The organism is Clostridium beijerinckii (assembly GCA_003129525.1).
In the GTDB taxonomy this organism is placed as follows: Bacteria; Bacillota; Clostridia; order Clostridiales; family Clostridiaceae; genus Clostridium; species Clostridium beijerinckii_D.
In genome coordinates this window covers 2984178-2998768 of the sequence record CP029329.1, presented here as the reverse complement: position 1 = coordinate 2998768, position 14591 = coordinate 2984178, and the positions used below count along the sequence as shown (strand labels likewise).

The 14591-nt window shown below is 29.3% G+C and carries 11 protein-coding genes and 3 pseudogenes; all 14 read right to left on the bottom strand.

Annotation, left to right across the window (positions count from 1 at the left end):
• Positions 1-227: 227 nt before the first annotated feature.
• On the bottom strand, positions 228-2159 hold the full coding sequence (locus DIC82_13220; GenBank protein ID AWK51919.1) for a PTS fructose transporter subunit IIC: 1932 nt from the start codon (positions 2157-2159) through the stop codon (positions 228-230).
• A gap of 239 nt (positions 2160-2398) precedes the next feature.
• Positions 2399-3301 carry a 1-phosphofructokinase gene (gene pfkB / locus DIC82_13215; GenBank protein AWK51918.1) on the bottom strand — a complete coding sequence of 301 codons (903 nt, stop codon included), beginning with the start codon at positions 3299-3301 and terminating at the stop codon, positions 2399-2401.
• Entirely contained in the window at positions 3294-4049 is a 756-nt protein-coding gene (locus tag DIC82_13210; protein AWK51917.1) for a DeoR family transcriptional regulator, read from the bottom strand. Before DIC82_13210 ends, pfkB begins: the two co-directional genes overlap by 8 nt.
• Before the next feature lie 137 nt (positions 4050-4186).
• A complete protein-coding gene (locus tag DIC82_13205; protein AWK51916.1) occupies positions 4187-5026 on the bottom strand; it encodes a pyridoxamine kinase in 840 nt (279 codons plus the stop codon).
• Between the two features lie 503 nt (positions 5027-5529).
• Positions 5530-7017: an altronate hydrolase gene (locus DIC82_13200; protein AWK51915.1), complete on the bottom strand. Its 1488-nt coding sequence runs from the start codon at positions 7015-7017 to the stop codon at positions 5530-5532.
• A gap of 146 nt (positions 7018-7163) precedes the next feature.
• Positions 7164-7412: a hypothetical protein gene (locus tag DIC82_13195; protein AWK51914.1), complete on the bottom strand. Its 249-nt coding sequence runs from the start codon at positions 7410-7412 to the stop codon at positions 7164-7166.
• Positions 7381-7596: pseudogene (locus DIC82_13190) on the bottom strand (tagaturonate reductase). Before DIC82_13190 ends, DIC82_13195 begins: the two are co-directional and overlap by 32 nt.
• Positions 7597-7955: 359 nt before the next feature.
• A pseudogene (locus tag DIC82_13185) lies at positions 7956-8063 on the bottom strand (sugar kinase).
• A gap of 46 nt (positions 8064-8109) precedes the next feature.
• Positions 8110-8757, bottom strand: coding sequence for a bifunctional 2-keto-4-hydroxyglutarate aldolase/2-keto-3-deoxy-6-phosphogluconate aldolase (locus DIC82_13180; GenBank protein ID AWK51913.1), 648 nt, complete (start codon positions 8755-8757; stop codon positions 8110-8112).
• Positions 8758-9132: 375 nt separating this feature from the next.
• Positions 9133-9225: pseudogene (locus tag DIC82_13175) on the bottom strand (HIT family protein).
• 143 nt (positions 9226-9368) lie between these two features.
• On the bottom strand, positions 9369-10790 hold the full coding sequence (locus DIC82_13170; protein AWK51912.1) for an MFS transporter: 1422 nt from the start codon (positions 10788-10790) through the stop codon (positions 9369-9371).
• A 117-nt stretch (positions 10791-10907) separates the two neighbouring features.
• On the bottom strand, positions 10908-11330 hold the full coding sequence (locus DIC82_13165; GenBank protein AWK51911.1) for an HIT family protein: 423 nt from the start codon (positions 11328-11330) through the stop codon (positions 10908-10910).
• A gap of 161 nt (positions 11331-11491) precedes the next feature.
• On the bottom strand, positions 11492-12940 hold the full coding sequence (locus DIC82_13160; GenBank protein AWK51910.1) for a tagaturonate reductase: 1449 nt from the start codon (positions 12938-12940) through the stop codon (positions 11492-11494).
• A 93-nt stretch (positions 12941-13033) separates the two neighbouring features.
• Positions 13034-14434: a glucuronate isomerase gene (locus tag DIC82_13155; protein AWK51909.1), complete on the bottom strand. Its 1401-nt coding sequence runs from the start codon at positions 14432-14434 to the stop codon at positions 13034-13036.
• Positions 14435-14591 lie beyond the last annotated feature (157 nt).

Here is a 14591-nt window from a genome sequence, read left to right as displayed (position 1 = left end):
ATGACTTAAAATCATCTTAGGGTACATCTTTATTTATAGTATATTTGTTTTGCACCAGTAAATGATGCCTTTGGTGGAGGAAACTTGTACATCTTTATTTATAGTATATTTGTTTTTAACTCATTTAGTCCACATGGAATAATGTTAATATTCTTAATTAGTTACTTCTGTAATGACTTCTCCTAAAGTATTTAATCATACCTTAGCTTGTTCAACTTTAAAAAATATTATTTTTTTAATGGTTTCTTTAATATAGCCATAAGCAACATACCAACTACAGAACCTACAGCTAATGCAACAAGATAACCAAATGGATTTCCTATAACTGGAACAACAAATATTCCACCATGTGGTGCCATTAATGTAGAATTAAATAACATTGAAAGAGCTCCTGCTGTAGCTGAACCAACTATGCATGAAGGTATTACTCTTATTGGATCTGCTGCTGCGAAAGGTATTGCACCTTCAGTTATGAATGATAATCCCATTATATAATTTGTTATACCTGATTTTCTTTCATTTTCAGTAAATCTATTACCAAAGAATGTTGTACATAATGCAATTGCAAGTGGTGGAACCATACCACCAGCCATTACTGCTGCCATTATTGCAAAACCACTTTCATTTCCAGTAGCAAGTGATGCTGTACCAAATACATAAGCAGCCTTGTTGAATGGACCACCCATATCTATTGCCATCATACCTGCAACAACTATTCCAAGAAGAACCTTACTAGTTCCACCCATTGAATTAAGAGCACCTGTAAGTCCATTGTTTATTGCTCCAAAGAATGGATTAACAATTACCATTACGCCACCGATTATTAATATTCCGAATAACGGATAGATTAATGTTGGTTTTATTCCTTCTAAACTATCTGGCAGTGCATTACAAAGTTTCTTTAACCCTAAAACTATATAACCTGCAAGAAAACCAGCAAATAAAGCACCTAAGAAACCGCCACTAACTACTGCTATCTTAGAATCAAAACAACTTGCATAAGTTGTACCTGCGCTTGCAATAGCTCCACCAACAAAACCAACTGCGAGTCCTGGTCTATCAGCTATACTCATAGCAATATAACCTGCTAATATAGGTAACATAAATCCAAAAGCAGCGCCTCCAATTGTTTTTAAGAATGCTGCAAATGGTGTATTCATACCAAAGTTTGATGGCTTAATGCTATAATCATCAAATAAGAATGCTAAAGCTATAAGTATACCTCCACCTATAACGAATGGTAACATATGAGATACACCATTCATAAGATGTTTATAAATTTGACGACCTATTCCTTCACCTTCCATATCTGAACTTGAATTATCACGACTACCTTCATGATTATAAATAGGAACATTTCCACTTGTTGCCTTCTCTATTAGTTCAGTAGCCTTATGAATTCCATCTGCAACCTTAGTCTTAATAACTCTTTTCCCATCAAATCTAGCCATTTCAACATTTTTATCTGCTGCTATAATTATACATTCAGCATTTGCAATTTCTTCTCTAGTTAAAACATTTTTAGCTCCTCCAGAACCATTAGTTTCAACCTTTATTGAAACACCCAGTTCCTTGCCCTTAATTTCAAGGCTCTCTGCTGCCATATAAGTATGTGCGATTCCTGTAGGACAGGCAGTTACTGCTAATACTTTGTACCCATTATTACTCATTTCAATACCCTCCTTAACTTCTTCTGGAAATTTTTCAATTTCCTTCTTATCTATTAATTTTAAAAATTGATCTTTATCGGAACAATTAATTAAACTTGTCCTAAATTTTTCATCCATTAATATAGTAGATAATCTTGCTAAAACCTCTAAATGTAAATTATCGTTATTATCTGGTACTGCAATCATAAAGAAAAGCTTTGCAGGTGCACCATCTAATGAGTCATAATCAACACCATCCTTGCAAATTGCTGCTGCAAGCGCTGGTTTTTTAACTGCACTAGTTTTTCCATGAGGAATTGCTATACCATCACCAATACCTGTTGTACTTAATTCTTCTCTAGCTAATATTGCCTTTTTATATTGTTCTTTATCATTTAAGTTTCCTGTCTTATCCATCAAGTCCACTAATTCATTAATGCATTGTTCTTTTGTACTAGGATTAAAATTTAAATTGATACCCTGTTTTTGTAATAAATCTACAATTTTCATTTTTGGCCCTCCTCAAAATTTAAAAATATAATTTCATTATAATTTAATTGAAAAGATTTTATTGTCTTTTCATTATTAACGTTTACATTAGATGTTAAGATATATATAATAAATTTATTCTAATCTTCAAAGGAAGATAAAAACTCCCTCTGAAGTTAATTTTCATTTTATTTAATGTTAAATATAATTTGAATATACTAAATATTAATTCATAATTTAAATTCTATGCAAAACTATATTTAAATTTGTTTTAATAACTCATATACCTCTTGTTTTGTTGCTAGTTCGTCTGAAAATGCACTTGCACTACCAGTCGCAATTCCCATCTTAAATGCTTCATCTATATCTTTATTTTTAAGATATCCACATAAGAAACCTGCTACCATTGAATCTCCAGCACCGACAGAATTTTTAAGAATCCCTTTTGGAACTTCTCTTTTTATAGCCTCACCATTTTGTGGTAAGAGAATAGCTCCATCCCCAGCCATTGAAATAAGAACATTTTTTGCTCCCATTTCCTGAAGCTTTTTACCATATTTAATTATGTCTTCATCATCTTTTAATTCAACATCGAACATCTCTGCAAGTTCATGATGATTTGGTTTTATTAAAAATGGTTTGTATTTTAGTACCTTCATTAACAATTCTTTAGTTGCATCAACTATAAATTCCACGCCCATATCTAATAAACTATTCATAATACTTTCATAGATATCATCTGGAACGCTTCCTGGTATACTTCCTGATAATATTAAGTAATCGCCTTTCGTCAAACGAGAAAGCTTTTTATATAATATTTTCAAATCTTCTTCTGTAATTTCAGGACCAGAGCCATTAATTTCTGTTTCCCCATCACTTTTAAGTTTTACGTTTATCCTAGAAAATCCATTTTCTAATTTTACAAAATCACAATTTACTCCATGATTTTCAATTTGTCTTAATATTTCATCTCCAGTGAATCCAGCAACATAACCAAGTGCGGTGTTATGTACACCCAAGTTTTTAAGAACTATAGATACATTTATGCCTTTTCCACCTGCATAAATTCGTTCTTCTTCAGTTCTATTTAAAGAATCAACTTTAAAAGAATCAACCTTAACAATATAATCTAAAGAAGGATTAAGGGTTATCGTATTAATCATTTTTTACCACCTCTATTACATTAGTATCATAACTAATATTTTTATCATCTATTTTAGTTGTTATGAGCGTTGCATCTGCTATTGCTCCAAAAGTTGCAAAACTAACCTTTTCTAATTTTGACGTATCTGCTAATACAAATGATTGCTTGCACATTTTCATTGCTTGAGATTTTACCATAGCTTCATTTACATCTGGAGTCGTGTAACCATTTTTGTTGCTTACTCCATTAACCCCAAAAAAACCTTTTGAAAAATTGTATTTTTTAAGTTCTTCAACTGTATTACTTCCAATAATTGCTTCAGTAGAAACTTTCACTTCTCCACCTAAGATAAAAGTTCTAAAACCTTTTTCTAATAGTTTTTTAGCATGAACTATTCCATTTGTAACAGCTATTATATCTTCAGCTTTTATAAACTCTATTAACACTTCAGTAGTTGTACCTGCATCTATGTAGATTACATCTCCATCTTCAATTAATGAAGCTGCGTGTTTTGCTGTCTCATACTTTTCATCTACATTTAGAGATTGTCTAACATCAACCATATAGTCATGTTTAGATGAACTTTCGTCAATTGAAATTGCACCTCCATGAATTTTCTTTAAAAGACCTTTCTTATCTAGTGAATTTAAATCTCTTCTAATTGTAGATTCTGAAGAATCTAACATTTTAACTAAGTCAGTAACTGATACTATTCCTTTTTTCTTCAATTCTTGAAGAATGATATTAAATCTTTCTTCTGTAAACATTATCACCACTCCTATGATATTATAATAACTTATCTTCCAAAAAAAATCAACCATTTTCATTCAAAATAATTCATTATTTTAATTTATTTTAATTTTTTTTAGATTATATATGCTTGTTTTTCATTTCTTTTGGTTGTTTATAACTTATTTAAATGTTTCAATACCCTTTCAAGAAGAACGCCCTCCTTTGTTGGGTAATCATATTTATTACTTTCTAGCATACATATTTCTGCAAACTCGCATGATTTTTTTACACTTTCACTCAATGAATTTTCATTGAGCATCATTCCAATTAATACAGATGTAAATATGTCTCCTGTTCCCGGGTAAGATTTTTCAAGTCTATCACAAATAATAATTTCAATAGAATCTTTTTCTCCATCATATATAGTTGTTCCAATTCTATTTTTATCTGTAAGTGGAACACTTGTAATAACAACATCTTTACAGCCTAAATTATATAGCTTTCTAGAAATTATCAATAATTCTTCTTCACTTGCTTCACTTATAATTTTTTCTTCTGCTAAAATGCATGCTTCTGTAAAATTTGGTGTTATTATATGAGAATATCTTATTAATTCCTTTAAACTATCTGAGTAATTCTTATCAAAATTACTGTAGTACTTGCCATGATCCGCAAAAATCGGGTCCAACACAACTAGTGAACAATTTTTTTTTGCAGATTGTAATAAATTTAAAGTTTCTTCTATATTCGTACTACTTCCTAAATATCCAATAAATATTCCTTCGAAATTTATTTCTATATCTCTATAATGGTTAAACGCATTGCCTATATATCCATCTAGTTTGATTACATTTGGCTTAAATCCTCCAGTATGTGTAGTTAAAATCATAGTTGGTATAGGGCACACTTCTATTCCTAATGTAGATAAAACTGGAATCACATTTGTTAAAGCTGCTTTTCCAACCCCACATAAATCGTGTATAGTTGCTACTCTCTTTATAGGTTTTTTCATAACTTTTTCCTCTCTCATGTCATATTCTCTGGCAATTAACTCATTTCCATTCAATTATTGATTTATTTTGATTTTTTAGTTAATATATGTCATGTACATAAAGATTATAATATTAACAACCCTATCAAGCAAATTAATTTTACATATAAATACCGTACTTATTGGTATAACCTGCCGAAATAAGGAAGCATGCATTTGTGACCGTTACTGAAGATTTTGATGTAACACTTCACAAAGCAAGCCTCCTTATTTCTATTGTGGGATATATATACAAGGTATAATATAACAGTGACTTGTAATATCACTATTTATAATTGTTAAAAAATATAGACACTAAAGGTATTATTTTAGCCTTATTCAGAAAAATACTACTAAAATCAACTTTTATTGATTTTAGTAGTATCTTGTGAGTGTTTTATTATATAAATGTACACTATCTAAGTTATACTTATATTATGAAAATATACCTTCATTTCAGCTGGACATATCAATAAGTATAATTTTTATAATGTAACACCTTTTTTAAGAATTGCAAGTTCTTTAAATTTATTAATTTCATTGTTTACAAACTTCCCATTTGAAACTTCAAGTATATATTCTAACAAGTTTTCTGTTACTTTTTCTAAACTTTTATCTTCAACTAAGCATCCTGCATTAAAATCCATCCAATGAGGTTTTAATTTATAAAGTGCTGTATTCGTTGATATTTTAATTGTAGGAACAAAAGTACCAAATGGAGTTCCTCTTCCTGTTGTGAATAATACCATATGGCATCCTGCTGCTGCAAGTGCAGATGCCGCTACCAAGTCATTACCTGGTCCACTTAATAAATTTAATCCACTAGTCTTTAAAGTTTCTCCATACTCAAGTACATCTATAACAGTTGCATTTCCTGATTTCTGTGTACATCCTAGTGACTTATCTTCAAGAGTTGTTATCCCACCAGCTTTATTTCCTGGTGATGGATTTTCATATATTGGTTGATCATATGCCATAAAATATTCTTTAAAATCATTAATCAAATGTACAGTTTTATCAAAAGTCTCTTTATCTTGTGCTCTATTCATAAGTATTGTTTCTGCTCCAAACATTTCTGGCACTTCAGTAAGAATTGTAGTACCCCCTTGAGCTACTAGAAAATCAGAAAAACTACCTACAAGTGGATTTGCAGTTATTCCTGAAAGCCCGTCAGAACCACCACATTTTAATCCAACTTTTAATTTTGATAAAGGAACAGCTACTCTTTTATCATCTTTCATATTCTCATAAAGCTCTTTCAAGATGTTAACGCCTTCTTGTACTTCATCTGAAACTTCTTGTGAAACTAAGAATTTAATTCTTGTTTTATCATAATCTCCTAATGATTTTATAAAATCAACCATTGTATTATTTTCACATCCAAGTCCAAGTACTAATACGCCTCCAGCATTAGGATGCTTTACTAAATTTCCAAGTATTGTTCTTGTGTTAGCGTGATCGTCTCCAAGTTGTGAGCAACCATAATTATGTTTAAACACTTCAATTCCATCTAAACCTACTGGTTTAACTTCTTCTTTAAATTTCTCTATAATGTTGTCACCAATTCCATTAACACAGCCTACAGTTGGAACTATCCATAGTTCATTTCTTATACCTACATTACCATTTTCTCTTTCATATCCTTGAAATGTTATATTCTTATTCTCTGAAGGACACTCTAGTAGTTCTTGACTAAATGTATAGTCTTTTATTCCATCTAAATTAGTTTTAATATTATGAGTATGAACCCACTCACCTAATTTAATGTCCTTTGTAGCATGACCTATTGGATATCCATATTTAATTATATTTTCGTTAATTGCGATGCTATTTATAGCAATTTTATGTCCTCTTTTTACATCTTCTGTGATTTCTATTTTTTTATTATCTATTTCTATTATTTCATTTTTTGACAAATCCTTAAGTGCTACTACCACATTATCTTTTTCATTTATTTTTAGAATCTCTTTCATTGAGTTCTTCCCTACTTCCATTAAATTATTGTTTTTTTGTTAACTACTTAATTTAGAGTTTCTATGTGATTTTTTAACATTAGAATCTTCGAAAAATCACATAGAAATTTTATATGGATTTTAATTATGAGCATTATTTTTTTATATTAAAGAACTATTTTAATAGCTTCTTTCATTCCTAAGCTTTCAATTTGTTCTAAATATTTAGTTACTTCATCTGTTAAGTTTGGAATATCATTTAAGTTCATATCCCAATTTTTTTCGTATCCAAGAATTGAAATTACAATCTTATTTAATCCGTCTTTAGTTCCACCAAAATTAGACCATAGACTTTTATATAACTCTAATATATCTTCATCATCATATTCCTTGAAGATAAAGAGTATAAAGTCCATCTTGTTCATTTAACATATGAACTAGTCCATTTTCTAATGGTTGAACAATAACAACACTTCCATTAAAATCTGCTTCATCATTCATCTTATCTATTTGCCAATCAACAAATGCTCTCAAAAAATTTCCTTCTCCAAATTGAATAACTTTTTCAGGATAAGTCTTAAATTCTTTAGTTAGTTTCATTAATTATTCCTCCAAATTTTATATTTCTTTAAAATTATTTTGTGTTATTTCAATATACAATTCGCGATGCACCATATTTCATAACTATTTATCTTACATCGTCAAGTGTTTATCGACCTCTGCACACGTGAACAATTTTTAAAACAATTAAACCTTAGTTTTTAGTTATTTGATTTATAATAAACTTTGGAATAATAAGATAGTTAGTACATTGATTTAAAATATTTATATTTTGTTTTGCATTCAATTTAGAGATAGAATATACTCAACTTAATTTTAATTTTTCAAACAAATGCCTTTAACTATCTTTTTGTTCCTTGCTTTTCTATAAATTCCATTAATTAATCATAATATAGATATTATTCCATATCACCTTTAACTAATGTCGCCATGACTCCAACACCATTTGCATATTCTCCAATTTCTTTTAATGGTAAACTTTCTAAATATCCAGATAAAAAGACACTAAGATTCCATTTTTCTTAGCAATTTTAATATGTTACAACATCTATCCTACTTCTTCTCCTTCACTTTTCTAAATGCTTCAACAAATTCTTTAGCAGTTTTTTCTACTAACGCATAGTCTCCAGTTGCAACGCCCTTAGTTAAATCACCACCTGTTCCAACAGCAACAGCTCCAGCTTCGATCCATTCATGTAAGTTTGCAATTGTAACTCCGCCTGTTGGCATAAATTCTCCTTGTGGAAGAGGTCCCATAAATGATTTAATTACTGATGGTCCATAAAGATTAGCTGGGAATATTTTAGCAATATCAACACCATATTCAAATGCTGTTACCGCATCTTTAACTGACATTATTCCTGGCATAACTGCAACTTTATATCTATTACAAAGTTTTATTGTTTCGATATCTAAGTATGGACTTACTATAAATTGAGCTCCTGCTAATATACATGCTCTAGCTGTTTCTGGATCTAAAACTGTTCCAGCTCCAACTACTATATCAGTTCCTTTATATTTTTCAGAAACTTCTCTTATTACTTCTACTGGATTTGGAACTGTCATTGTAAGTTCCATTATTTTTATTCCACCATTTTTAACAGCTTCTACTGTTTTTATAGCTTCTTCTTTAGATTCTCCTCTAATTACTGCAACAACTCCAGCTTCTTTTATACTTTTCAATACTTCTTCTCTTCTCATGTTTGCACCTCATTTTTAATTTAATAAGTTAATAGTTAACTATTGTTCACGTTAACAATAGGAGATAATTATATCTTTCCGTAAAAATTTTAGTTATTCTTTATTAGTTTTTATTATAATACCCTTTTTTAAATATTGCAATACCTTTTGTTAACGTTGTCAGACTCTTTTCTATAAATTTCATTTTTATTTTCAAAGTTAATTTAAAATTATAGCCGTTTTAACTTCTTTTATAAACTGATAATGCTATATAAATATTTATGTAACATTATTTTTCTATTCTACATTTTTTACTAAGAATTTTTTATTTTATAAATTAACTTTTATTAGTGAAAATTTTAAATATTATAAATTACTACTTATCTTAGCTATTAATTAATTGTACTCTTCATCATTTAATAAAATCTTACCTGAATTCATTTCAAAGGGTGTTCCCCAAGATTAACCGCCTTCATATTTAGGTACCATGAATATCTATAGAAGTTGTACCTTGTACTATGAATATATATATATCCATAAATAGAAATAAAGCATTATTAACTTATCTGATAAGCTAATAGTGCTTTATTTCCATTTTAATATGAAAACAATCTTCTATCTCATATTATTTTCTATTCTATTATACCTTTTTCCCATTTTCCTTCTTCTAGATCTTTTGCTATCTTTCTGTACTTATCATCTGGTAAGTTATATAATAAGCCAACTACGATAGCTGCAACAGCTAATGCGAATGCTGGGTATATTGTCATCGCACCTTTTATTCCAAGTAGAGTTGTTGCACTTTGTTGTGAATTTGCTACATATCCTGTTAATCCCAATACTCCTGCACTAACAATAGCAGCTAGAGATTGAGCAATCTTTCTTGAAAAATTAAATGCAGCATAAGTAATTCCTTCTTTTCTTATTCCAGTATGCCATTCACCATAATCTATAGCATCTGAAACGAATGCCCAAGTAACTCCATTTGGAATAGCTAAAGCTACATATCCAATAGTAACAAGTACTACAAATGAATAAAAGTTTGTTGGTATTATAAAGTTCAATCCATTAGCAATAGCACCTACTATGAATCCACCCATTGCAGTTCTCTTTTTACCAAACTTTTTAACAAGCTTTGGTATTAAAGAAATTCCTACAACAGAACAACCAATCATTATGAAATTTATAATAGGTTGGAATCCAATACTTCCTAAGTTATATTGGCAAAAGAATATCATCATTTGATTATTTGTATTCATTGCAGATATTGTAAATACAGTCATAAGAATTAAACATAATAGCGGTCTGTTTGTGAATACAACTTTTCCATAATCTTTAAAACTTGCTTTTTCTGATTTTCCTGTTCTGTTAACTTTTACATGTTCTTTAGTATTTCTAAAACATATGTAGAATGAAATAACTCCAATAATAGCCATAACTCCAGCAGCTATTGGATAACCTACTCTAGGGTTTGAAAAACACATAAGTAATGGAACAAAAGCTACACCTGTAATTAATTGTGCACCTAAAGAACCGGCTTGTCTAAATGTTGCTAATTGACTTCTATCTTCAACATCTCTTGTCATAACAGATGCTAATGATCCATAAGGAATATTAGTGAATGAATATACAAGGCCCCAACACATATATGTAGCATATGCATATATAATCTTAGTTGACATTGCCACATCAGTCATGGTAAATGTAACAACTGTAAGTATAGCAAGAATTATACTTGCAATCATCATGACTGGTCTAAACTTACCAGCTTTACCAATGTTCTTTCTACCATCTATTGTTGATCCAGCAATTGGGTCCATAAAAGCGTCAAATATTTTTGTGAATGCAAAAATACCTCCAACTGCCGCTGCACCTATTCCACATACATCAATAAAGAATTTTGTGAGATATGCTTGCCCTAAGTCAAACATAAATCCATTACCAAAATCACCAAAACCATATGATACCTTTTCTTTTAGGGTTAATTTAACATTTTTAGAAGTATCAGTCGTTGACGCCTCATTACTTTCAACCTTTTTGATTGAATCTTTCATTTTTATTCCTCCTGTTTATATAATTTACATCTTTTATCTGTTTTGTATATTAAAATTTCTCTAATATAAAATTTTCTTAATATTTAAGTTAACTATTTACTAGAGAAAACTTAAGCATTATAAATTGTTGTTTATCTTAGCTATTAATTCACTGTATTCTTCGTCATTTAATAAAACTTTACCTGGATTCATTTCAAAAGTTGTTCCCCAAGATGGACCACCTTCATATTTAGGTACTACATGAAAATGAAGATGTTTCATTGTATCTGCATATGCTCCATAATTTATCTTACCTGGATTAAAAGCTTTTTGTATTGCTTTTGCTACTTTTCTAATATCATTTATAAAGGCTGATGCTTCCCCTTCTGTTAAATCTGTAATTTGACTTTTATGTTCCTTAAAAACTACATTACATCTACCTTTATAAGTTTGTTCTTTAAATAAATATACTGTTGATACGTTCAAATCACAAATTTTAATCATTTGAGAATCAAGATTTTCACTCTTTGCACAATAAAAACAATTTTCATCAAAATTCATTTGCTTTTCCTCCTAATTATTAACTTAAACTCATACATTTAAGTTATATTTTATAGTTTGCGTATATATATTAAGTAATTCATTAGTATGTGTTCTATCTGATGTCTAGCTTCAGCGGGAGCTAAAAACTCCCTCTGAAATCTAGGCTTCACTTTATGTTACTAAAGAACTATTTTAACAGCTTCTTTCATTCCCAAGCTTTCAATTTCTTGTAAATACTTAGTTACTTCATTTGTTAAGTTTGGAATATCATTTAAATTCATACCCCAATTTTTTTCGTATCCAAGAACTGAAATTACAATCTTATTTAATCCGTCTTTAGTTCCATCAAAATTAGACCATAGACTTTTATATAACTCTAATATATCTTCATCATCAGATAATTCTATATTCTCAGTTCCTCGTTTACCTTTATAAAATTCAATTAAAGCTGCAAGTGAGAATACTAATTTCTTAGGAAGTTCTCCTTTTCTCTTTAAATATTCTGTTAAACTTGGTAAATCTCTTGTCTTATACTTAGACATTGAGTTTAATGCAATACTCATTAAGTAATGAGTAACATATGGATTTTGAAATCTTTCAATAATTGCATCAGCAAATTCAACTAATTCTTTATGAGGAAGGTCTAGTGTTTCTATAATTTCATCATAGATTACATCATGAACATATTTTCCTATAACTTCATGGTCTACAGATTCTCCTACAGTTTCTAATCCATAAAGATATGCTACTGGTACCATTGCTGTATGAGGTCCATTTAATATTCTAACTTTATTTGTTCTGTAAGGTGTCATATCATTAACAACTTTTACATTAAGACCTGCTTTTTCTATTGGTAATTCATTCTTTATTGATTGTGGTCCTTCAATTACCCATAAGTGGAATACTTCGCCTACGTCTACTAAGTTATCATCGTAACCAAGTTCGGCTCTAACTTCATCAATTGTGTCTCTTGGATATCCTGGAACTATTCTATCTACTAAACTACAACAGAATATATTATCTTTATTAAGCCAATTGACAAAGTCTTGTCCTAAATTCCATATTTCTGCATACTTCAATACTATTTCTTTAAGTTTTTCACCATTTCTATCTATAAGTTCACAAGGTATTATTATTACTCCTTTATCACTAGCTCCACTAAACGTTACGAATCTGTGATATAAAAGAGCTGTTAATTTTCCTGGATAACTCTTTTGGCATCCTTCGTTTAATTTATCATTTTCATCAAAAGCAATTCCAGCTTCAGTAGTATTTGAAACTATAAATCTTATTTCAGGATTTTCTCCAAGTTTTAAATATTCACTATAATCTCTATAAGGATTAACTCCTCTGCTTACGCTATTAATAATTTTGTGAGTTTTTACAGCTTCTCCGTTTTGTATTCCTTGAAGATAAAGAGTATAAAGTCCATCTTGTTCATTTAACATGTCAACTAGTCCATTTTCTAATGGTTGAACAATAACAACACTTCCATTAAAATCTGCTTCATCATTCATCTTATCTATTTGCCAATCCACAAATGCTCTTAAAAAATTTCCTTCTCCAAATTGAATAACTTTTTCAGGATAAGTCTTAAATTCTTTGTATAATTCTTTAGTTAGTTTCATTAATTATTCCTCCAAATTTTATATTTCTTTAAAATTATTTTGTTTTATTTCCCAATATACTATTAACAATGCCGCTATTTCATAAAATATTTATTAAAATTGAAAATATTTTTCTGCATTGTTATAGCTTATATCTGATACAATTTGTCCTAGTGCTTCAGTATCATTAGGTAATTCACCATTTTCAACCCATTCTCCAATTACATTACATAGAATTCTTCTAAAATATTCATGTCTTGTATAAGATAAGAAACTTCTTGAATCTGTAAGCATTCCTACAAATGCACTTAAAAGACCTAAGTTAGCTAATGATTTAATTTGTTCTTCCATTCCAAGCTTATGATCATTAAACCACCAAGCTGATCCAAATTGAATTTTACCTTTTATATTATCTCCTTGGAAACATCCTATTAATGTTCCAATAGTTGCATTATCATTTGCATTTAAGCTATAAATAATAGTTTTTGGAAGAGCGTCTTCTACATTTAAGGCATCTAGTAATCTTGAAAGTGGAATCGCGACTTCTGTATCATTAAGAGAATCAAATCCAGTATCAGGTCCTAAAGTTTCAAACCTTTTACTATTGTTATCTCTTACACAATTCATGTGTAATTGCATTGTCCAATTTAAATCATTATATAATTTACCTAAATATTTTAATGTAAATACTCTGAATTTGTTCTCATCTTCAAATGATACTTGTCCATCTATTAATACTTTATTAAATATTTTTCTAACTTCTTCAATTGTAGTATTTCCAACTGGTACAAAATCTAATGCATTGTCTGAAACTCTGCACCCGACTTCATGGAAGAACTCAACTCTTTTCTTTAATGCATCTAAATACTCATCATAAGTATTTATTTTTCCATCAACAGTTTTTTCTAATTTATTGAACCATTCTTTATAAGTTTCTTTATTTACTCCTAAAGCTTTATCAGGTCTAAAAGTTGGTAAAACTTTTACATCAAAACTCTTATCTTCTTTAATTGCTATGTGATCTTCAAGAGAATCAACTGGATCATCAGTTGTACAAATAACTTTAACATTAGACTTTTTAATAAGTTCTCTTACTTTAAATCCGTCAGTGTTAAGCATTTTATTTACTTTTTCCCATATAGCTGGAGCAGTCTTTTCATTTAAGACTTCATTTACACCAAAAAATCTTTTTAGTTCTAAATGTGTCCAGTGATATAAAGGATTTCCTATAGCAACTGAAATTGTTTTTGCCCAAGCTAAAAACTTTTCATAATCACTTCCATCTCCAGTAATATACTTTTCATCTATTCCATAAGTTCTCATTTGTCTCCATTTGTAATGGTCACCATAAAGCCATACTTGAGTTATATTAGCAAATTGTTTATTTTCTAAAATCTCTTTTTGATTAATGTGACAGTGATAATCTATAATTGGCATTTTTTCAGAATACTCATGATATAACTTTTCTGCTGTCTCATTACTTAATAAAAAATTTTCATCCATAAATTTTTTCATACTAAATCCTTCTTTCTTAGTTTGTTCACGTTAACAATTTAAGTTAAATTTAATTGTTAACGTGAACATAGTTTGATAAATAAATATCAATTGCTTAACATTATTATAATACCTCTTATAAAATAATGCAACACTTTTTTGTTAACGTTAACAATTT

Excerpts from the sequence above, each read along its gene's own strand:
- DIC82_13220 (AWK51919.1), bottom strand. The coding sequence starts at position 2,159 with ATGAAAATTGTAGATTTATTACAAAAACAGGGTATCAATTTAAATTTT.
- pfkB (AWK51918.1), bottom strand. The coding sequence starts at position 3,301 with ATGATTAATACGATAACCCTTAATCCTTCTTTAGATTATATTGTTAAG.
- DIC82_13210 (AWK51917.1), bottom strand. The coding sequence starts at position 4,049 with ATGTTTACAGAAGAAAGATTTAATATCATTCTTCAAGAATTGAAGAAA.
- DIC82_13205 (AWK51916.1), bottom strand. The coding sequence starts at position 5,026 with ATGAAAAAACCTATAAAGAGAGTAGCAACTATACACGATTTATGTGGG.
- DIC82_13200 (AWK51915.1), bottom strand. The coding sequence starts at position 7,017 with ATGAAAGAGATTCTAAAAATAAATGAAAAAGATAATGTGGTAGTAGCA.
- DIC82_13195 (AWK51914.1), bottom strand. The coding sequence starts at position 7,412 with ATGGACTTTATACTCTTTATCTTCAAGGAATATGATGATGAAGATATA.
- DIC82_13180 (AWK51913.1), bottom strand. The coding sequence starts at position 8,757 with ATGAGAAGAGAAGAAGTATTGAAAAGTATAAAAGAAGCTGGAGTTGTT.
- DIC82_13170 (AWK51912.1), bottom strand. The coding sequence starts at position 10,790 with ATGAAAGATTCAATCAAAAAGGTTGAAAGTAATGAGGCGTCAACGACT.
- DIC82_13165 (AWK51911.1), bottom strand. The coding sequence starts at position 11,330 with ATGAATTTTGATGAAAATTGTTTTTATTGTGCAAAGAGTGAAAATCTT.
- DIC82_13160 (AWK51910.1), bottom strand. The coding sequence starts at position 12,940 with ATGAAACTAACTAAAGAATTATACAAAGAATTTAAGACTTATCCTGAA.
- DIC82_13155 (AWK51909.1), bottom strand. The coding sequence starts at position 14,434 with ATGAAAAAATTTATGGATGAAAATTTTTTATTAAGTAATGAGACAGCA.